Raw genomic sequence first — 20366 nt, forward strand, 5'->3', positions numbered from 1 at the left:
ATGAGTATTGGTCATGATTTAACTGTATTGGAATTAGAAAGTCAGTTGGATGTGCTATCACGCATTCAATTTGTTTCTCGGTTTGGTTCTAATTTAGTACATATTGAAGGGGTGAAAGGCTCTGGTAAATCATGGCTGGCTCAACGATATCTTGAAAAGTGGTGTGATGATGCAAATCAAGCACTATTGATGTGTCATTCTAATCAATCGATTCAGCAGCAACGTGGCATTATTTTAAAGCAAGTCGTTCGAGATCCGTTATTTAATGAATCTGATACGGTTGTTGATAGTATCGGTCGCATGTTGGCGGGAGAAAAATGCAATCTTGTGTTGGTGATTGATGATGCTCATTTACTTTCTTCTGAGCTGCTTGGTGAGTTATGGCTCTTAGTTCAAAAAGCTCAATCAACGCCAAATTGGCAAATCAATGTCTTGTTATTTTCAGAATCTGGCAAGTTAGCACCGGCATTGACTCGCATGTCTTATGGGCAAGATAATAAACCTGTTGATATTGATATTGATATTGAACCACTGACAGCAGAAGAGGCGGCAGCATTTGCTGAGATGCTGGTTGTTCGTTTTGCGCCAAGCAGAGAAGATAAACTTCGCATCCGTAATTTAGTTGATAAAAGTAATTATTTGCCAGCCGAGCTTATTGCTTTGGGAGACAAAAAAGCAGAACGCCGAATTATTATTCGCTCAGTGACGCATTCACCTGTTGGTATTTTAGGCCTGGCTTCTCTTTTATTGCTAGGTGCAGCAGGGACCTATTGGTGGTTGAATAGTCAATCATCAGAATTGCCTGTTATTGAAACTTTAGTTGATGGTGATGAGCCGTTAGTCGTTACTCTTGATGATAAACTTAATGCTGAATTAGTTCAGGTTAATGATGAAGAATTACAAAGTAATAACTTGCCTGAAGATGATACGGGTTCCATTCCGCCTGAAGTAATCGACACGCCTATTGTTGTTGATTCTAAGGTTGAAGAAGGAAAGCGTGTTGTTGTGCCATCTGAATTGGTTGACTCATTAATTGATGATAATGAGACAATTGAGCCTGAAGTTGAAATGAGCACTGACTTATCGAATTCAGCTCAAGTAGAGGTAGGTGAAGCGACGAAATCAACGGTTGCCATTGTAGAAGAAGATAAGAGTCAGACATCTCAATCGGATGTGCCTAAACCAGAAGAAGCGAAGGCGACTTTTGTTATCGCAGATAAAGAGCTTAAAGCGATCTCAGATAAGCGCTATATTCTTCAACTGGCAGCGTTAACCAATGAAACTGCAGTACAAGAGTTTCTGAATGAGCATCAAATTGAAGGCTCGGCTCGTATCTACCAAACACTTCGTAATGGCTCTATTTGGTATATCGTTACTTTTGGTGATTATGCGTCTATTTCTGCTGCTCGTGGTGCGGTACAAAACCTTCCAAGTTCGGTTCAATCTTTGGGCCCTTGGGCTAAATCGTTAGTGCAAGTGCATCGTGAAATTGATTCTGTAAAATAAGCGCTAAGATAAACAGATCCTAGCGAAAAAATAGGGTACAATCCCCCGCTTTCTGAATTAAGGTAAAAAGGCGTAAAAGACGTATGAAAAAGCATCGCGCATTTCTAAAGTGGGCTGGCGGTAAATATAGCCTAGTAGAAGAAATTCAACGTCATCTTCCTGATGCAAGAAAATTGATTGAACCCTTTGTTGGTGCTGGTTCTGTGTTTTTAAATACAGATTATGATCATTATCTTCTTGCGGATATAAACCCTGATTTAATCAATCTTTACAATCACCTTAAAGATGATCCTGAGCGTTTTGTTGAAGACGCTCGAGTGTTATTTCAACCAGAATATAATCAAAAAGAAGTGTATCTTGATTTGCGCATTGAATTTAATCAATGCACAGATACTTATCGTCGTTCTTTATTATTTTTATACATGAATCGCCATGGCTTTAATGGTTTATGCCGTTATAACAAAAAAGGTGGTTTTAATGTGCCTTTTGGTTCGTATAAAAAACCGTACTTTCCAGAGAAAGAGATGTACTTTTTTGCCGAAAAAGCAAAGAAAGCAACGTTTGTCTGTGAAGGTTATGTCGATACCTTTAAACGAGCACGTAAAGGTGCCGTTGTTTATTGCGATCCTCCTTACGCACCGCTTTCAACCACTGCGAATTTTACCTCTTATGCAGGTAATGGCTTCTCTCTTGATGACCAAGCAGCATTGGCGGATATTGCGGAAAAAGCCGCGTTTGAGCGTGATATCCCAGTATTGATCTCTAATCACGACACCACGTTGACTCGTCGCCTTTACCACGGTGCAACACTTAATACTATTAAGGTGAAGCGTACGATCAGTCGAAATGGCGCCGGTCGTAATAAGGTTGATGAGCTAATGGCGTTATTCCACGCGTCTGAGTGCCGCGAGTAAATTAATCGTTACCCTTCAAAAATCCCATCGAAAGACTCATTGAGCTTAAGACAGGTTTATAATTATCAGGTAGAATTGCGCCGTCGATTTAATCGATTGCGCCATATCGTTGTGGCGATACTTAAATAATTATTAACCTGAGGCTCAACATGAAAGACTTTTTGATCGCACCATCTATTCTCTCTGCTGATTTTGCTCGTCTTGGTGAAGACGTTGAAAAAGTATTAGCGTCAGGTGCTGATGTTGTTCATTTCGATGTAATGGATAATCATTATGTTCCAAATTTAACGTTTGGTGCACCAATCTGTAAAGCACTGCGTGATTACGGTATTACGGCTCCAATCGATGTTCACCTTATGGTAAAGCCAGTAGATAGCATCGTTCCTGAGTTTGCTAAAGCAGGCGCAACGATGATCACCTTCCATGTAGAAGCGTCAGAGCATATTGATCGCACGCTTCAATTAATTAAAGAGCACGGTTGTCAGGCGGGGGTAGTATTAAACCCAGCAACGCCATTATCTTGTCTTGATTACATTCTAGATAAAGTAGACATGATCCTACTTATGTCAGTTAACCCAGGATTTGGTGGTCAATCATTCATTCCAAGTACCTTAGATAAATTACGTGCAGTACGTAAGTTGATCGATGAGTCAGGCCGTGATATTCGTCTTGAAATCGATGGTGGCGTAAAAGTTGATAACATTCGTGAAATCGCTGAAGCGGGTGCGGATATGTTCGTTGCGGGCTCTGCTATTTTTAATCAACCAAACTACAAAGAAGTGATTGATGAAATGCGTGCAGAGCTAGCAAAAGTAAAAGGTAATTAAGAATCATGTTTGAAAACATCAAACTGATCGCCTTTGATTTGGATGGGACGCTGCTTGATAGCGTTCCAGACTTAGCTCGTGCGGTTGACCTTGCTATGCAAGATGTGGGTTACCCAAGAGTAACGCTAGAACAAGCGTCTCATTGGATTGGAAATGGCGCTGACGTTCTAGTTTCTCGCGCACTAAGCCAAAGTGTCACCGTTCAAGAAGGCTTAGACCCTGAATTGGTTAAGCAAGCTCGAGCTCGTTTAGATCATCACTACCATGATGGTGGTCATGAGTTAAGTCACTTATACCCAAATGTGAAAGAGACACTAGAAGCGTTTTATCAACAAGGTTACGCATTAGCACTTGTTACTAACAAGCCCGCACAATTTGTTCCTGAATTACTTCAACAACATCAACTGGCTCATCTTTTTGTCGATGTGATCGGTGGCGATACCTTTGTTGAGAAAAAACCGAATCCATTTGCACTTAACTGGTTACTTGATAAGCACCAATTAATGCCTTCTGAGATGCTGATGGTAGGCGATTCAAGAAATGATATTCAAGCAGCTCAAGCAGCCGGTTGCCATAGCTTTGGTTTAACTTATGGCTATAACCATGGCGAGCCCATCGCAGATAGTCAGCCTGATGTGGTAAGTGATGAATTTAATCATTTATTAGCCGTGATGAGTGTGGCAAGATAGTATTCATTGATAAGTACAAATAAAGACTATCAATACAATAGAATAACCATTAAATGATCCCATCGTGGATCATTTAATTTTTACAGTTAAACAAGGAATCATAACCATGAGCAAGCCCATCGTATTAAGTGGTGTTCAACCATCAGGTGAACTAAGTATCGGTAACTACTTGGGTGCTCTACGTCAATGGCAACAGATGCAAGACGATTATGATTGTCAGTACTGTGTAGTAGACCTTCACGCAATTACGGTTCGCCAAGATCCTAAAGCGCTGCATGAAGCAACACTTGATGCACTGGCAATTTGTCTAGCGGTTGGTGTTGATCCTAAGAAGAGCACGCTATTTGTTCAGTCGCACGTACCAGAGCATGCTCAACTTGGTTGGCTTCTTAACTGTTACACTCAAATGGGTGAATTGAATCGTATGACTCAATTCAAAGATAAATCAAAGCGTTATGCAAATGACATTAACGTAGGTTTATTTGATTACCCAGTATTAATGGCGGCAGATATTCTGCTTTATGGCGCACATCAAGTCCCTGTTGGTAGCGATCAAAAGCAACATTTAGAACTAGCGCGTGATATTGCTAATCGTTTTAACAATATCTACAGCCCTGAAGCGCCATTATTTACCGTGCCAGAACCGTACATTCCACAAGTGAATGCGCGTGTAATGAGTCTGCAAGATGCGACGAAGAAAATGTCTAAATCAGACGATAACCGTAAGAACGTTATTACGCTGCTAGAAGATCCTAAGTCGATTCTTAAGAAGATTAATAAAGCACAAACAGATGCAGAAATGCCACCGCGTATTGCTCATGATTGGGAAAATAAAGCGGGTATTTCAAACCTGATGGGTCTGTACTCTGCGGCATCAGGTAAAACGTTTGAAGAGATCGAAGCGCAATACCAAGGTGTTGAAATGTACGGTCCATTCAAAAAAGACGTTGGTGAAGCGATTGTTACTATGCTTGAGCCTATCCAATCTGAATACAAGCGTATTCGTGAAGACCGTACCTACATGGATTCAGTAATGAAAGCGGGTGCTGAGAAAGCCTCTGAGCGTGCTGCTGTAACACTGAAAAAAGCGTTTGAAGCGGTTGGTTTTGTTACTCGCCCATAGTCTTTAGCTCTGATCAAATAGATTGCTCGTAGGGTTTCTCTGCGAGCAATTTTTATTTCTTATTCATCTTTTTAAGTAGTTCTTTATGCTGTTAATGATCGACAATTATGATTCATTTACCTATAACCTATATCAGTACTTCTGTGAATTAGGTGCAGAGGTAAAAGTAGTTCGTAATGATGACATTGACATTGCAGGTATTGAGGCTCTTAATCCATCTCACTTAGTTATCTCTCCTGGTCCTTGCACTCCTAACGAGGCTGGCATTTCTTTGCAAGCTATTGAATATTTTGCAGAGAAATTACCAATCCTTGGTGTGTGTTTAGGTCATCAAGCTATTGCTCAAGTATTTGGTGGTGACGTGATACGTGCGAAAAAAGTGATGCATGGTAAAACTTCGCCAATTATCCATACCAATCAGAGCGTATTTAAAGGGCTGAATAATCCTCTTACCGTGACTCGTTACCACTCATTAGTGGTTAAAGCTGAGACATTACCTTCATGCTTTGAAGTCACTGCATGGACAGAAAATGAAGCGGGAGAAATGGATGAGATCATGGGGTTTTGCCATAAAACGCTGCCGATTGAAGCGGTACAATTTCATCCTGAATCGATAATGACAGAGCAAGGTCACGATATCCTCTTTAATTTTATTAATAAATAATTAATATTTTTCCTGTTAACTAGAGCGATCTAGTTCACTCTTCTTACTTTTTCTTCCGACTTTTTTTCTGCTTATTTATATGAAGATTTATGCATAAGCCTTGTGTCTTCTATTCTTATAAATTCGTTTACTTATCTACTTACCTGCTATAGCGTTATTCTATAACTATTCTAATAAACTGACTTGTCAGTCAATATGATATAGAAAATGGAACTTTTTTAGTTCAAAAAAAGAATTTTGTGCTATTGAAAAGGTTAATGGTTTGTAAATATTATGCTGAAATACGGCATACGCAGAAGGAAAGTGTGATGACGACCAATTCACAAGTCGAACGTAAAGATTTTAATGATGTAATGATACCTTGTTATAACCCAATGGAAGTGATCCCCGTCAAAGGGGAAGGTGCTCGAGTGTGGGACCAAGCGGGCAAAGAGTACGTTGATTTTGCTGGTGGTATTGCCGTGAGTTGCTTAGGGCATTGTCATCCTATCATGGTTAATGCCTTACAAGAGCAATCACAAAAGCTGTGGCATCTTAGCAATGTGATGACCAATGAGCCTGCGATTCGTTTGGCCAAAAAACTCACAGAGGTGTCATTTGCTGAAAAAGTGTTCTTTGCTAACTCAGGTGCAGAAGCAAATGAAGCCGCTCTTAAATTAGCGAGACGATGGGCTGTCGATGTTCATGGAGAAGAAAAAAGTGAAATCATCGCATTTAAACAAGGCTTCCATGGTCGAACTTTCTTTACCGTAACCGTCGGTGGCCAAGCGGCTTATTCTGATGGTTTTGGCCCTAAGCCGGGTGATATCTCTCATCTTGAATACAATAACCTTGCAGAGCTTGAAGCGCACATGTCAGAAAAAACCTGTGCAATTATGATGGAGCCATTGCAAGGTGAAGGTGGGTTGATTTCCCCTACATCAGAATTTGTAGAAGGTGTTAGAGCGCTGTGTGATAAATACAATGCACTGCTTATTTTTGATGAAGTACAAACAGGTAATGGCCGTACGGGTGATTTTTACGCGTATCAAGGCTTAGGCGTTACGCCTGATATTTTAAGTACTGCAAAATCACTGGGTGGTGGTTTTCCAATTGGGGCAATGCTAACAACGACAGAGCTGGCTCAACACTTAAAAGTGGGTACTCATGGCTCAACTTATGGTGGCAACCCATTAGCATGTGCTGTTGCTGAAGCCGTTGTGGAAGAGGTGGCAAAGCCTGAAACACTGGCTGGCGTAAAAGAGCGTGAGCAGTGGTTCCGTGATGGGCTAGAAGCGTTAAATGCAAAATACGATATGTTCGCAGAGATCCGTGGTAAAGGCTTGCTACTTGGTGCAGCCTTGAATGATGAGTGGCAAGGCCGGGCTCGCGATGTTCTTGTAGCAGCAGGCGAACAAGGGCTAATGGTTCTTGTTGCTGGAGTCAATGTTATTCGTTTCACTCCATCTCTTGTTATCACAAAAGAAGACGTAGAGCTTGGTTTTGAGCGTCTAGATAAAGCACTTGCGTCATTAAATAAATAGATTTACATAAGGATTTGGGCGACGCCAGTAGATGGGTTGCCCTTCTTTTATTTAGATTAATCATCTAGTGCTCACTCCAATAGATAGTCTTGAAGTTTTATCTATTGGACTTAGCATAGTCTACGCAACATCGCATCGGAGGGAATATTGATGCTTGTTATTCGTCCTATCACTCAGGAAGATTATCCTGCGCTTCATCAGTGTGCTGTGGAATCAGGTCATGGTTTCACCTCGCTACCCGTTAACGAAGAGCAATTACGAAATCGAATTGATCACTCCATAGATAGTTTTGAAAAAGAAGTTCAAGAGCCTGGAACAGAAGGTTACCTAATGGTTGGCCAAGATTCAGTAACGGGGGAAGTTACAAGAACAACAGGAATAGAAGCAGCGGTTGGTTTGGATTCTCCCTTCTATAATTATCACATCAGTAAAGTGGTTCATTTCTCACGTAAGCTCAATGTTAATAATGTCGTGAAGGTACTGACTTTTGGCAGTAACTATACTGGTAGTACTGAAATTTGTACTTTATTTTTGCGTCCGGAATTTCGTGAAGGTCTTAATGGACGTTTAATGTCTAAAGCGCGTTTTTTAATGATGGCGGAACATCCGCATCGATTTTCAGACACTATTTTTGCAGAAATGCGTGGTGTTTCTGATACAGAAGGGGAGTCACCATTTTGGAGGTGGCTGCAAAAACACTTCTTCTCAATTGATTTTACTGAAGCTGATTATCTAACGGGTATTGGATATAAAGGATTCATTGCTGATCTTATGCCTAAGCTACCAATCTACGTTAGCTTATTAAGTAAAGAGGCTCAGGCGGTTATCGGTAAGGTGCATGACAACACTAAACCTGCTCTAAGACTATTAGAAAATGAAGGTTTCCGTTGTCGAGGTTATGTCGATATTTTTGATGCAGGGCCGACGGTTGAATGTGATTTACGCAGCATTGAATCGGTGCGAAATTCATTTAAAGCTAAAGTGATCATCACAGAGCATAACAGCTCACAGCAGTATTTAATTGCAAACACATCGTTTGAGAATTTCAGAGCAACAGCAACCACTGCCGCTTATGATAAAGCGACTGATACCGTTCATTTAACGCAAGAAGCGGCAACGGCATTGCAAGTAGAAGTGGATGATTACGTACGTTTATTAGCTCAATAGGGGACAAAGGATATGACACATTGGATTGCAGGAGATTGGGTTTCAGGACAAGGTAAAACCATACAATCAGTAAGCCCATACAACAGTGAAGTGGTATGGGAAGGAGATAGCGCAACCAAAGAGCAGGTTGAGTTAGCAGTTAGTGCGGCACGTCATGCCTTTATTGAGTGGAAAAAACAGCCTTTTGAAGCGCGCCAAGCGGTTATCGAGCGTTTTGCTGAATTGGTAAAAGAGAACGCTGAACTGATAGCAGAAGTTATCGCGAAAGAAACGGGTAAGCCATTTTGGGAAACCAAAACTGAAGCGGGCGCCATGGTTGGTAAGATCGCAATTTCTATTCGTGCTTATCATGAAAGAACGCCTTATAAAGAGCGTGAAGCGGCGGGAAATAAAATAGTGCTAAGACATCGTCCATTAGGTGTTATGGCTGTCTTTGGCCCGTACAACTTCCCTGGGCACCTTCCTAATGGTCATATTGTTCCTGCATTGCTTGCTGGTAACACTGTTGTGCTAAAACCATCAGAGCAGATGCCATGGACCAGTGAAGTGATCATGAAACTATGGCAACAAGCAGGTTTGCCAAATGGTGTGATTAATCTAGTACAAGGTGCTCGTGCAACAGGTGAAGCGCTAGCGGGAGCTAAAGGTATTGATGGCCTGTTATTTACCGGTAGTGCGAATACTGGACATATCTTACATCGCCAATTTTCAGGAGATACAGGGAAAATGCTGGCTCTAGAAATGGGCGGTAATAATCCGATGGTTATTTCAAAAGATTTTGGTGATCAAGAAGCGGCAGTTTATACGATTATTCAATCGGCATTTATTAGTGCGGGTCAACGTTGTACGTGTGCTCGTCGCTTATATGTTCCTATTGGAAAAGCAGGCGATGAATTGTTAGCTCGCCTTGTTGAAGTAGCAAAAAGAATCGTTGTTGACCAACCGTTTGCTGATAATGCTCCGTTTATGGGCTCGCAAATATCAGTCGCAGCGGCAGAATTTATTCTAAACGCCCAGAAGAATTTACAAGCGTTGGGTGGAGAGTCTTTACTCGAAGCCAAAAGCTTAGGTCATGCCTTTGTTTCTCCCGGTATCATTGATGCGACTAAGGTTGCTGAATTGCCGGATGAAGAATACTTTGGACCATTACTACAAGTGGTGCGTTATGAGACATTAGAAGAAGCCGTAGAGCTTGCTAATGATACTCGTTATGGATTATCGGCAGGTCTTGTTTCAACTGATGATAGTGAGTGGAAATATTTTGTTGAGCATATTCGTGCAGGTATTGTAAATCGTAACCGTCAACTGACTGGAGCAAGTGGTGACGCGCCATTTGGTGGTCCTGGTGCATCAGGAAACATGAAACCAAGTGCGTATTACGCTGCTGATTATTGTGCATACCCAATGGCATCAATGGAAGGCGATGCGTGTGAAATTCCAGCTCAACTCTCTCCGGGTTTAACTCTATAAGAGGCGATAAACATGAATAATGTAAACTCTTTATTTTCGTCATTGTGGCAAGATTATATTGCGCGCTTATCCCCATCAGCTGGGAAGGTACATCAATTATTGTCTAATAACGATGAACTGATTAACGATCATATTGCGCTACGTACGTTTAATTTACCTAAAGTTGGGCTACAGACTCTCGCTGCGCCATTTTTAGCAATAGGCTATAAAGCGTGTGAGACTTATGACTTTGAAGCTAAAAAACTGAAAGCGCAGCATTTTGAGCACCCAGATCCTAATGCACCACTCGTTTTTATTAGTGAATTATTAGTAGAAGAGTTATCAGCAGAAACACAGGACATTATTCATGGTTTGGTTGAACAGGTACCAGCCCACTATTTTGCCACCAGTGATTTTCTTTCTTCCGGTAGGCCTTGGACATTAAGTTTCGAAGACTATCAAGTATTAGCAAAAGAAAGTGAATACGCTTCTTGGTTAGCAGCTCATGGTTATGGCGCTAATCACTTTACGGTTTACGTTAATCAGCTTGAAGAGTTTGCTGAAGTGGTTGATGTGAACCAACACTTACGTGATGCAGGTTTTGCAATGAACGAAGTGGGTGGTGAAGTGAAAGGCTCTCCTGAGGTTTACTTAGAACAGTCATCAACAATGGCGGATAAAGTGAAAGTGAATTTTGCTGAGGGTGAGTTTGAAATTCCTGGTGGATTTTATGAGTTTGCTAAGCGATATACGTTACCAAATGGAAAAATATATACCGGTTTTGTTGCTGCCTCTGCTGACAAGATTTTTGAAAGTACAAATAGTTAGGCTTTGAGCTTTGAGCATAAAAAAACGCAGCTAAATTAGCTGCGTTTTTATTTGTTTAAGGTCAACGTTAAATTAACGAGTACCGTAAACTACAATTGTTTTACCGTGTGCAGAAATCAAGTTTTGCTCTTCAAGCATCTTCAAGATACGGCCAACAGTTTCACGTGAACAACCTACAATTTGACCGATCTCTTGACGAGTGATCTTAATTTGCATGCCGTCTGGGTGAGTCATAGCATCAGGTTGCTTCGCTAAGTTTAATAGAGTCTGAGCGATACGACCTGTAACGTCTAAGAATGCTAAATCACCTACTTTTTGGCTAGTGATTTGTAGACGAGTTGCCATTTGAGCTGAAAGACGCATCAGAATATCTGGGTTTACTTGAATAAGCTGACGGAACTTCTTAAATGAAATTTCAGCCACTTCACAAGGGCTTTTAGCACGAACCCATGCTGAACGTTCTTGACCTTCTTCAAATAAGCCAAGCTCACCAATGAAGTCACCTTGGTTAAGGTAAGAAAGGATCATTTCCTTTCCTTCTTCATCTTTAATTAGTACAGCAACAGAACCTTTTACGATGTAGTAAAGGGTCTCAGCTTTTTCACCAGCGTGGATCAAAGTACTTTTTGAAGGATACTTATGAATGTGACAATGAGATAAGAACCACTCTAATGTTGGGTCTGTCTGAGGTTTACCTAGAACCATACTTTATACTTCCTCTGCGTTTGCCAAGTAGGCGATGTCCATTTTAAAATAACTGAGCCAAATATCAGTTTGGCCTATACAATATGGTTATCGGAACAAGGCTGCATGTTCGTTGAGATAATTGATAAAATCATACCCTGTTTCGCCGTTGATTTCTTGACTTTGATCGTATGAAATGTGCGACCAAGGGCACAATTTCGTGAAATGGATCACGAGTTTTCTTTTTATGTAGTAAAGAGGCTTTTATGAACGCTGAAGTTAAATGGATTGAGGGATTTACTTTCCTAGGTCAATCTCAATCTGGTCACTCTGTGGTAATGGATGGAAATGGTGGTGAAAAAGCCCCAAGCCCGATGGAAATGGTGTTAATGGCCGCTGGTGGATGCAGTTCTGTTGATGTTGTAGATGGACTTAAATCTGCAAATCAAAAAGTAACAGGCTGTATTGCTAAGTTATCAAGCGCGCGTCGTGAAACTGCGCCAAAGCTGTTTACTCATGTGAATATTCATTTTGAAGTGAGTGGTGATAATCTGGATCCTAGCATTGTTGAGCAAGTTACTGCTGATTCATTACAGAAGTATTGTTCAGTATGTTTAATGCTAGGTGAAGGTATTGATATGACGCACTCTTGGGAAATCGTAGCTTAAAATAATGCGTTTCCTAAAGAGAAAGCCTCGCTAATTTTCATTAACGAGGCTTTATTCCATCTAGCTGTAAAGGCTAAAAATTACAGAATGAAGCGACTTAAATCTTCATCTGCGACTAGCTTACCTAAACGCGAACTTACGTATTCAGCATCAACAACTAAGCTCTCGCCGTGTTTTTCAGAAGCATCGTAAGAGATCTCTTCCATTAGGCGTTCCATCACCGTATGTAAGCGACGAGCACCAATGTTTTCTGTACTTTCGTTTACTTGGAAAGCGGACTCAGCAATACGAGTGATGCCATCTTCAGTAAATTCAACGCTTACATTTTCGGTTGCCAATAGAGCTATGTATTGTTCAGTTAATGACGCGTTTGGTTCCGTTAAGATACGTTTGAAGTCATTTGCTGTTAATGCTTCAAGCTCAACACGGATAGGTAAACGGCCTTGCAACTCAGGGATTAGATCAGACGGTTTTGCCATCTGGAATGCACCCGATGTGATGAATAACATATGATCGGTTTTCACCATACCGTGTTTAGTGCTTACTGTGCTGCCTTCAACTAATGGCAGTAAATCACGTTGCACACCTTCACGAGAAACATCACCTGAATGTGAGTTTGAGCCTTTACAGATCTTGTCTATTTCATCGATAAATACGATACCGTGGTTTTCTACGTTAAAGATGGCTTGTTCTTTTAGTTCTTCAGGATTAACCAGTTTCACGCCTTCTTCTTCTGTTAGTGCTTTAAGGGCATCAACAATTTTCATCTTACGCTTTTTGGTTGTATTACCGCCTGATAGGTTTTGGAACATACCTTGAAGTTGGTTTGTCATCTCTTCCATGCCAGGAGGAGCCATGATCTCTACACCAACCTGAGGTGCTGCAACATCCACTTCAATTTCTTTGTCGTCTAGTTTGCCTTCACGCAGTTTTTTACGGAAAGATTGACGGGTACCAGAATCATTATCGCCTTCTTCGTTATTACCCCATGCATCTCGCGCTGGTGGTAATAAAATGTCTAGAATTCGGTCTTCTGCTTGCTCTTCAGCTCGGAATTTTACTTTTTCAACGGCTTGCTGGTGTGTCATTTTGATTGCAACATCGGTTAAATCACGAATGATACTCTCAACTTCTTTACCAACGTAACCTACTTCAGTGAACTTAGTCGCTTCAACTTTAATGAAAGGCGCATTTGCTAACTTCGCCAAACGACGTGCAATCTCTGTTTTACCTACACCAGTAGGACCAATCATTAGGATGTTTTTAGGCGTAACTTCGGCACGTAAATTTGGTTCCAATTGCATACGACGCCAGCGGTTACGAAGTGCAATCGCGACTGAACGTTTTGCTTTATCTTGACCAATAATATGGCTATCTAGTTCGTGTACAATTTCACGAGGAGTCATTTCAGACATGGGAATTCCTTATTTTGGTTAAGCGTTCAGTTCTTCAACGGTATGATTGTGGTTGGTGTATACGTCGATATCACCAGCAATAGTTAACGCTTTTGTGGCAATTTCACGAGCATCTAAATCGGTATTCTCCAGTAATGCGGTCGCTGCAGAGCGAGCAAAATAGCCACCAGAACCGATAGTCAGTAAATCATTGTCCGCGTTGATTAAATCGCCCGTACCACTGATGATAAGAGAAGTGGTTTTGTCTGCCACAATTAACATTGCTTCAAGGCGACGCAATGCTCGGTCACTACGCCATTCTTTGGCTAACTCAACCGCAGCTTTGGTTAAGTTACCTTGGTGCATTTCTAATTTTCGTTCACACAGGTCGAACAGAATAAAGGCATCTGCTGTGCTACCAGCAAAACCAACAAGAACAGAATCATTGTATAGACGACGTACTTTTTTTACGTTGCCTTTTGCGATCATATCACCTTGAGATGCTTGGCCATCGCCAGCAACCACGACTTTGCCTTCACGGCGTACAGAAACAATTGTAGTCACGAGTAAAACCTCTTATTCGACGACGCCATTAATTAAAGCATGACATCATCTTCATGATTATTACTATTGTAATGGGGGGAAGGAGTAGGGTTTTCAAGTTGAATAGATAGAAAAAAGGAGCACTCAATGCGCTCCTTTTTAAATGTGTGATGCTATTAGCGATTTTAGTCGCTGCACTTATTGGTGAGTGATTACTGATCTTTCCAGATAGCGCAAGGTTCTATTTTAGCTCGTTGTAACTTATGGCGATCTTTTTCTGCATCACGTTTAAATTTATACGGTCCAAGAACTACTTTATACCAACTACTGCCTTCAGCATGACGAACGGTAGATGTTATGCCTTGGAAAGCAATATTCATCTTGCGCTCTTCAGCTTGTGAGCGTGATTTATAAGCGCCGCATTGCATTATGTAAGGAACCTCAGATACTTTTAGCTCTTTTTGTTCTACTTCAATTTCTTTATTTGGAAGTTCATCCATATAACTCCATTGCTCTTCTGGCAATGGTGGAATTTCTTGGTTAGAGCTTGTTTTCTTGGGTTTAGCTGGAGCGACTTCCGTTATGGTTTCTTTTTGCTCTGGCGCTGGAGAGTCATTTAAAAAGTAAAGGGCATAGCCAAATACCGCAACCAATAGGCCTGCAACAGCAACGGCTTTCCAAGGAGTAGAGCCCGGTGATGTCGGCTGCTTAACGCCTTTTTTCTTGGCTGTTTTTTTTGCCGGTTTCTTGGGGGTGCGTCCACGTTTTACGTAATCTTTATTAGCCACAGTGCGTTACTTTATACAGAATTCAAAGGAGGTTCTTTATGGTAATCAGTTGTCGCTACTCATACCAGTATTTGTGTGAAAAAGTACGCAAAAAGTCACTAATTGGAGAAAAATATTGATCCAGTCAATGACTTCGCTTTATAAATTATTCTTGTTGATGCTTAGGGTTCTTATGATTAATGGTTTTTTGGTGGTGCAGTGCTTTCTCTTATTACTAATGATGATTCTAATAATCGGGATCCTGAACGAACATCATGACCTTTAAGTAGCTCTAGAAGCATAAGCATAGATTGACGTCCGATTTCATAGCGAGGCTGTGAAATTGTGGTTAATGACGGCTCGCAGTACTGGGAAAACTCAATGTCATCAAATCCCATAATGGAGATATCTTGAGGTACACGAAAACCCATTTGTTTTGCTTTTTGAATTGCACCAATGGCCATTATATCGTTGTGACAAAATACGGCGCTTGGTGGTGAAGAGAGAGAAAGCAGTTGGCTAATTGCCTTAGCACCGGATTCAAAAGAGAAGTCACCATAATGAATGTAAGCGCTGTTCATAGTAATGCCTGCTCGGCGCAATGCTTGTTGGTAGCCCTGGTGTCTGAATTGACATAGGGCTGAGTCTTCAGGGCCAGATAACTCTGCAATACGCTTATGACCTAGTTTAGTTAAGTAATTCACGGCTTCAAATGCAGCGGTTAAATTATCAATATGAACGGTTGGCAATTCTAATTCAGGCGCGTATTCACAAGCCATAACCAGAGGGGGTAAGTTTTTTTGTTCTTGGCGACTGGCGTTGAAAGGAAGATCGGAACCAAGAAGTACCATGCCATCAACTTGCTTGGTATAGACAAGATTTACAAAAGAATGCTCGCGCTTTTGTTGCTGGCTACTGTCGCCAACCAAAACGATATATCCATTCTCGACGGCGGTATCTTCAATGCCTCGTAGAATATCGCTAAAGTATGGGTCGCAAATATCAGGCACAATGGTCACTATTGTTTTAGATTCATTACGGCGTAAAGTACGGGTGAGCGTCGTTGGAGAGTATCCTGTTTCAATGATGGCATTCTCTACGCGTTTGCGAGTGGTTAACGATACTTTTTCTGGTGTCATCAATGCTCGTGATACCGTGGCTGTTGATACCCCTGCGGATAGAGCAACGTCCTTCATTGTCGCCATAATAATTCTCTCCAACTAAAATCTAATTTAAGTAAACGATTGCTCTGTTTATTTTAAAAGATATTTTATGTGTAAAATAAAGAATTAAATACGAGCGATCTAACAAAAATTACATCTACGTTGTGACTTGACTCACATGAGGGCTGATTGTTTTCCCTATTAATTAAAAATGAATAGGATTTAAACCCTTATATTAACTAAGGTCTTGCGGTTCAATATCTAAAGTCCAACGAACTTTTTTAGCTAATGGGAGCAGTTCAATCGCTGCCTTAGCTCCTCGTAACATACTCTGCATTACGGTTCTGTTTGGCGCTTGAAAAAGTAGTTGCCAACGATATTTACCTGCTCGTTTTGCTAATGGTGCAGGGATAGGCCCTAATACCGGCGTAGCGTCATGAAATTGAGGGTGACTCTCTAGTATATCGCGCACTTGTCGTAAAAATTGCTCTACGTTATCACTATTGTTTGCTTCTGCTCTAAATAGAGATAAATGGGTATAAGGCGGAAGTTGAGCAAATTTACGCTCTTGTAAAGCATACTCAGCAAAGTGCCCATAGCCTTGATGTAATAAGCTTTGTAGTAATGAATGTTCTGGGTGGTGGGTTTGTAAAATAACTTCACCTGGTTTACTCGCACGGCCAGCACGGCCAGCCACTTGAATAAATAGTTGAGCTAAACGTTCAGGGGCACGAAAGTCACTGCTAAATAATGAGCTGTCTACATCAATTAAGCCGACTAAGGTGACATTGGGGAAATGGTGGCCTTTTGCTAGCATTTGAGTGCCAATTAAAATTTGGTATTCGTTATTTTTAATGGCATCTAAGTAGTTCTCTAAACTGCCTTTTCGGCGGGTGCTGTCTCGGTCAATACGAACAGTCTTATACTCAGGAAATAAATTCATGAGTTGTGTTTCAAGCTGTTCTGTTCCAACGCCAACAGAGATCAATTGAGTCGAGCCACAGCTCTGACATTGATGAATAATGGGTTGCTGTGAACCACAATGATGACAACGAATTTCATTGCTGTGTTGATGGAAAGTATAATAGGCATCGCAACGTTTACATTCTGCCATCCAACCGCATTCGTGACACATTAGTGCGGGAGAAAACCCTCGACGATTTAAAAACAGCATCACCTGATTACCCTCAGATAAGTGTTTTCTCATTTGAGCAATTAAAGGGGCAGATAAACCACTATTTAAATACAGGCCTTTTACGTCTAATACGCCATGTCGAGCTGGAATTGCTGTACCTGCACGCTTGGTTAACGTTAGGTGGTGGTATTTACCTACTTTCGCATTGTGCAGCGTTTCGAGTGCTGGGGTTGCCGAGCCTAAAATAATAGGGATGTTATCTAAGTTGGCACGCATCACTGCAAGATCGCGAGCGTGATATCTCATGCTATCTTGCTGTTTATAAGAGGCATCATGTTCTTCATCGACAATGATGATCCCAAGATCATGAAAAGGCGTAAATAGAGCCGAACGAGTGCCTATAATTATGCCAGCGTGATTGTCTCGTGCGGCTAGCCATGAATTTAAACGCTCAGTATCGTTTAAGCCTGAGTGAATGACATCGACAGGAACATTAAAGCGACGTTTAAAGCGATTAATGGTTTGTGGCGTTAAGCCAATCTCAGGAACCAAAACCAGAGCTTGGCGGCCTGCTTTTAGAATGGGCTCTAATAATTGTAAATACACTTCTGTTTTTCCAGAACCTGTCACTCCATCCAGTAAATAACAGCCGAACTCAGGGTTTGCATTGACGGTTGCAATCGCAATAGCTTGTTCTTCATTGAGCTGTGGTTTATCTTGGGTTACCTCAACATTGCGCTGCCAATAGCTTGGCTTTGGGGCAAGGGAGATTTCTTCAATCCAACCTTTATCTACAACCGCTTTTAATGTTGCCGCGGTGATCTCTTCTTCTAGCATTTGTTCATGGCTGCATGACTGATGACGAACTAAGTTCAGTGCTTTAGCTTGTTTTGGTGCTCGAGTCAGTTTATTAAGATCTTGGTTTTTTCCTAATTCGGTTATTTGCCATGCCTTTAAGGCTGCAAAACTTGCTTCTCGGCCTTTGCGCAACCAGGCTGGCATTGCATTCGCGAGAGTTTCTCCTAGGGGATATTGATAGTAAATACAGCCCCAGTTAAGCAATTTGTAGAGATGAGGAGGCCATAGCGATGCATTATCAAGCACAGCATCAATCCCTTTGAGCTTTTCTCGTGAGAATTCTGATTCATTGCTTAGTTTAACCACAACGCCGATTAAACGTTGACGTCCAAAAGGCACTTTTACACGACCGCCAATAGCAGGTGTTTGACCCGGCTTGATTAAATAATCAAAGGTGCGATCAAGAGGAACGGGAAGTGCTATGTGGGCAATTGAATACGACATGGCTAACATTAATTAAGAGATCAGAATGAGAATAGTCTACCCTTAGATAAAAATATCGCAAACTAGTAAAAAAAACGGCGAAAAAAGTAACAGATTAGTTGATTGATCGCTCCAGATTCATTACTATACGCGACCTTAAGTAAGTGTAATCTAATTATGCTTATTATTTTTGTTAAACTACGTGTGGTGTCCGGCATTAGAATCGGATGGCGACACGGCCTAAATTATTGAGGTTTTCCCATGAAAGCAGGTATCCATCCTGAGTACAAAGCTGTTAAAGCTACTTGTTCTTGCGGCAACGAGTTCGAATTCAACTCTGCACTAGGCAAAGACACAATCCACCTAGACGTATGTGGCGAATGTCACCCGTTCTACACTGGTAAGCAACGTATCGTTGATACTGGCGGCCGTGTTGATCGCTTCAACAAACGTTTCGGTGCAATTGGTTCTAAGAAATAATTACCAGTTTCCGATAAAAGAGGAGTCCGATAGGGCTCCTTTTTTTATGCCTAAAATTCAGAGTAGCGTCACTTTTTTGTTTGAAATAAAGAAATAAAATCGGTCACTAAAGTCCACATTTTTGTTGGTACGATGTGTAAGTGAGGACTATGAAGTTTGAGCTAGATCAACTATTATACAATTTACTGTTTTGAAACAATCCTCCTATAATTATTAGCATTCAGGAAAAAGGCCATGTCTGAAGATTTTCGCGAACAAGCTCTCCATTATCACGCTTATCCAACTCCGGGTAAAATTGAAATAGCACTGACTAAGCCTGCAGATACAGCAGAAGATCTTGCACTGGCGTACAGTCCTGGTGTTGCTGAGCCTGTACGTGAAATCGCAAAGAATCCTGATGATGTTTATAAGTACACATCAAAAGGCAATATGGTTGCAGTTATCTCAAATGGTACAGCGATTCTAGGTTTAGGTAACTTAGGTCCTTTGGCTTCAAAACCAGTAATGGAAGGTAAGTCATTGCTTTTCAAGCGTTTTGCAGGTTTGGACTCTATTGATATTGAAGTGAAACACCGCACAATCGATGAGTTTGTTGATACGGTAGCAAACATTGCGGATACCTTTGGTGGTATTAATCTAGAAGACATCAAAGCACCAGATTGTTTTGAGATTGAACGTCGCTTAATTGAGCGTTGTGATGTACCAGTATTTCATGATGATCAACACGGTACCGCTATTGTAACGGCTGCGGGTATGTTGAATGCTATCGAACTTCAAGGTAAGAAGTTAGAGGAGGCAATCATTGTATGTTTGGGGGCTGGTGCGGCGGCAGTTGCGTGCATGGAAATGCTGATTAAGTGTGGCGCAATGCGTGAGAAGATCTATATGCTGGATCGTAAAGGCGTCATTCACACTCGCCGTGATGACATTAATGAATATAAGCAACGTTTTGCGAATAATACGGATAAACGTACACTTGAAGATGTGATTGAAGGTGCTGATTTATTCTTAGGGGTATCTGGCCCAAATTTATTACCGCCTGAAGCGCTAAAATTAATGGCAGATAAACCAGTTGTGTTTGCATGTTCAAACCCAGATCCTGAAATTAAGCCAGAACTTGCTCATGAAGTTCGTGATGATTTAATCATGGGTACGGGGCGTTCTGATTACCCGAACCAAGTTAACAACGTGCTTTGTTTCCCATTCATTTTCCGTGGTGCTCTGGATGTTCGTGCAAGCGTAATTAACGATGAAATGAAATTAGCTGCAGTAGAAGCAATTCGTCAGTTAACAAAAGAGCCTGTACCTGATGAAGTACTAAAAGCCGCTGGGATTGAGTCTCTAGAATTTGGTAAGGGTTACATCATTCCTAAGCCAATGGATCCTCGTTTGCTTCCTCGTGTTGCGAAAGCAGTAGCACAAGCAGCAATTGATTCAGGCGTCGCGCGAATTGAAATGCCAGAAGGGTACATGGAAGCGTAATTCGCTTTTGTCTTTCAGTTTAGCAAAAAGGCTTCTAACTAATTAAGTTAGAAGCCTTTTTTATTTAAGTAAAAACTAT

19 protein-coding genes are annotated in these 20366 nt (G+C 41.2%); 13 read left to right on the top strand and 6 right to left on the bottom strand.

The genetic code is table 11. The annotated features are described in order from the left end of the window. The 10 genes from PVK71_RS04760 (at nt 1) to PVK71_RS04805 (ending at nt 10690) form a co-directional block, all read left to right on the top strand. The gene (locus PVK71_RS04760) at nt 1-1506 is read left to right on the top strand and encodes an SPOR domain-containing protein (protein ID WP_274419493.1); all 1506 of its coding nucleotides are present in this window, start codon (nt 1-3) and stop codon (nt 1504-1506) included. Nucleotides 1507-1589: 83 nt separating this feature from the next. Beyond that, nucleotides 1590-2420 (top strand): adenine-specific DNA-methyltransferase, encoded by an 831-nt coding sequence (gene dam, locus PVK71_RS04765; protein ID WP_274419492.1) that lies wholly within the window; start codon nt 1590-1592, stop codon nt 2418-2420. 149 nt (nt 2421-2569) lie between these two features. Beyond that, complete coding sequence (gene rpe, locus PVK71_RS04770) at nt 2570-3247, top strand: ribulose-phosphate 3-epimerase (protein WP_130043895.1); 678 nt, start codon at nt 2570-2572, stop codon at nt 3245-3247. Between the two features lie 5 nt (nt 3248-3252). Next, the gene (locus PVK71_RS04775; RefSeq protein ID WP_274419491.1) at nt 3253-3936 is read left to right on the top strand and encodes a phosphoglycolate phosphatase; all 684 of its coding nucleotides are present in this window, start codon (nt 3253-3255) and stop codon (nt 3934-3936) included. Between the two features lie 106 nt (nt 3937-4042). After that, entirely contained in the window at nt 4043-5059 is a 1017-nt protein-coding gene (trpS, locus tag PVK71_RS04780; protein WP_065594199.1) for a tryptophan--tRNA ligase, read from the top strand. Between the two features lie 85 nt (nt 5060-5144). Beyond that, the gene (locus PVK71_RS04785) at nt 5145-5723 is read left to right on the top strand and encodes an aminodeoxychorismate/anthranilate synthase component II (RefSeq protein ID WP_274419490.1); all 579 of its coding nucleotides are present in this window, start codon (nt 5145-5147) and stop codon (nt 5721-5723) included. 308 nt (nt 5724-6031) lie between these two features. Further along, nucleotides 6032-7246, top strand: coding sequence for an aspartate aminotransferase family protein (locus PVK71_RS04790; protein ID WP_274419489.1), 1215 nt, complete (start codon nt 6032-6034; stop codon nt 7244-7246). Nucleotides 7247-7396: 150 nt separating this feature from the next. Further along, nucleotides 7397-8413 carry an arginine N-succinyltransferase gene (gene astA / locus PVK71_RS04795; protein ID WP_274421762.1) on the top strand — a complete coding sequence of 339 codons (1017 nt, stop codon included), beginning with the start codon at nt 7397-7399 and terminating at the stop codon, nt 8411-8413. Nucleotides 8414-8425: 12 nt separating this feature from the next. Continuing rightward, nucleotides 8426-9883, top strand: coding sequence for a succinylglutamate-semialdehyde dehydrogenase (astD, locus tag PVK71_RS04800; protein WP_274419387.1), 1458 nt, complete (start codon nt 8426-8428; stop codon nt 9881-9883). Between the two features lie 12 nt (nt 9884-9895). Next, entirely contained in the window at nt 9896-10690 is a 795-nt protein-coding gene (locus PVK71_RS04805; RefSeq protein WP_274419388.1) for a DUF1338 domain-containing protein, read from the top strand. Between the two features lie 72 nt (nt 10691-10762). On the opposite strand, the gene crp is transcribed toward PVK71_RS04805, so the two are convergent. After that, the gene (gene crp, locus PVK71_RS04810; protein ID WP_005421074.1) at nt 10763-11395 is read right to left on the bottom strand and encodes a cAMP-activated global transcriptional regulator CRP; all 633 of its coding nucleotides are present in this window, start codon (nt 11393-11395) and stop codon (nt 10763-10765) included. 245 nt (nt 11396-11640) lie between these two features. Between crp and PVK71_RS04815 the strand changes: the two genes are divergently transcribed. Further along, nucleotides 11641-12042, top strand: coding sequence for an OsmC family protein (locus PVK71_RS04815; RefSeq protein WP_130047176.1), 402 nt, complete (start codon nt 11641-11643; stop codon nt 12040-12042). 80 nt (nt 12043-12122) lie between these two features. On the opposite strand, the gene hslU is transcribed toward PVK71_RS04815, so the two are convergent. The 5 genes from hslU to priA form a co-directional block, all read right to left on the bottom strand. Then, nucleotides 12123-13457 (bottom strand): HslU--HslV peptidase ATPase subunit, encoded by a 1335-nt coding sequence (gene hslU, locus PVK71_RS04820; RefSeq protein ID WP_130047175.1) that lies wholly within the window; start codon nt 13455-13457, stop codon nt 12123-12125. Between the two features lie 18 nt (nt 13458-13475). Beyond that, complete coding sequence (gene hslV, locus PVK71_RS04825) at nt 13476-14000, bottom strand: ATP-dependent protease subunit HslV (RefSeq protein WP_005421069.1); 525 nt, start codon at nt 13998-14000, stop codon at nt 13476-13478. A 191-nt stretch (nt 14001-14191) separates the two neighbouring features. Then, nucleotides 14192-14767: an SPOR domain-containing protein gene (locus PVK71_RS04830; RefSeq protein WP_274419389.1), complete on the bottom strand. Its 576-nt coding sequence runs from the start codon at nt 14765-14767 to the stop codon at nt 14192-14194. 176 nt (nt 14768-14943) lie between these two features. Then, nucleotides 14944-15951, bottom strand: coding sequence for a DNA-binding transcriptional regulator CytR (cytR, locus tag PVK71_RS04835; protein ID WP_274419390.1), 1008 nt, complete (start codon nt 15949-15951; stop codon nt 14944-14946). A 193-nt stretch (nt 15952-16144) separates the two neighbouring features. Beyond that, nucleotides 16145-18346 (bottom strand): primosomal protein N', encoded by a 2202-nt coding sequence (gene priA, locus PVK71_RS04840; protein WP_274419391.1) that lies wholly within the window; start codon nt 18344-18346, stop codon nt 16145-16147. Nucleotides 18347-18586: 240 nt separating this feature from the next. Between priA and rpmE the strand changes: the two genes are divergently transcribed. Both rpmE and PVK71_RS04850 read left to right on the top strand, forming a co-directional pair. Further along, nucleotides 18587-18805: a 50S ribosomal protein L31 gene (gene rpmE, locus PVK71_RS04845; protein ID WP_130047173.1), complete on the top strand. Its 219-nt coding sequence runs from the start codon at nt 18587-18589 to the stop codon at nt 18803-18805. A 234-nt stretch (nt 18806-19039) separates the two neighbouring features. After that, nucleotides 19040-20287 (top strand): malic enzyme-like NAD(P)-binding protein, encoded by a 1248-nt coding sequence (locus PVK71_RS04850; RefSeq protein WP_274419392.1) that lies wholly within the window; start codon nt 19040-19042, stop codon nt 20285-20287. The last annotated feature ends 79 nt before the right edge of the window (nt 20288-20366 follow it).

It is taken from the genome of Aliivibrio sp. S4MY1, assembly GCF_028765545.1.
GTDB lineage: Bacteria > Pseudomonadota > Gammaproteobacteria > Enterobacterales > Vibrionaceae > Aliivibrio.

Coding starts and splice junctions, on each gene's coding strand:
- cytR (WP_274419390.1), bottom strand. CDS start 15,951: ATGGCGACAATGAAGGACGTTGCTCTATCCGCAGGGGTATCAACAGCC.
- PVK71_RS04805 (WP_274419388.1), top strand. CDS start 9,896: ATGAATAATGTAAACTCTTTATTTTCGTCATTGTGGCAAGATTATATT.
- priA (WP_274419391.1), bottom strand. CDS start 18,346: ATGTCGTATTCAATTGCCCACATAGCACTTCCCGTTCCTCTTGATCGC.
- astA (WP_274421762.1), top strand. CDS start 7,397: ATGCTTGTTATTCGTCCTATCACTCAGGAAGATTATCCTGCGCTTCAT.
- hslU (WP_130047175.1), bottom strand. CDS start 13,457: ATGTCTGAAATGACTCCTCGTGAAATTGTACACGAACTAGATAGCCAT.
- PVK71_RS04760 (WP_274419493.1), top strand. CDS start 1: ATGAGTATTGGTCATGATTTAACTGTATTGGAATTAGAAAGTCAGTTG.
- trpS (WP_065594199.1), top strand. CDS start 4,043: ATGAGCAAGCCCATCGTATTAAGTGGTGTTCAACCATCAGGTGAACTA.
- rpmE (WP_130047173.1), top strand. CDS start 18,587: ATGAAAGCAGGTATCCATCCTGAGTACAAAGCTGTTAAAGCTACTTGT.
- rpe (WP_130043895.1), top strand. CDS start 2,570: ATGAAAGACTTTTTGATCGCACCATCTATTCTCTCTGCTGATTTTGCT.
- PVK71_RS04790 (WP_274419489.1), top strand. CDS start 6,032: ATGACGACCAATTCACAAGTCGAACGTAAAGATTTTAATGATGTAATG.
- PVK71_RS04775 (WP_274419491.1), top strand. CDS start 3,253: ATGTTTGAAAACATCAAACTGATCGCCTTTGATTTGGATGGGACGCTG.
- crp (WP_005421074.1), bottom strand. CDS start 11,395: ATGGTTCTAGGTAAACCTCAGACAGACCCAACATTAGAGTGGTTCTTA.
- dam (WP_274419492.1), top strand. CDS start 1,590: ATGAAAAAGCATCGCGCATTTCTAAAGTGGGCTGGCGGTAAATATAGC.
- PVK71_RS04850 (WP_274419392.1), top strand. CDS start 19,040: ATGTCTGAAGATTTTCGCGAACAAGCTCTCCATTATCACGCTTATCCA.
- PVK71_RS04785 (WP_274419490.1), top strand. CDS start 5,145: ATGCTGTTAATGATCGACAATTATGATTCATTTACCTATAACCTATAT.
- astD (WP_274419387.1), top strand. CDS start 8,426: ATGACACATTGGATTGCAGGAGATTGGGTTTCAGGACAAGGTAAAACC.
- PVK71_RS04815 (WP_130047176.1), top strand. CDS start 11,641: ATGAACGCTGAAGTTAAATGGATTGAGGGATTTACTTTCCTAGGTCAA.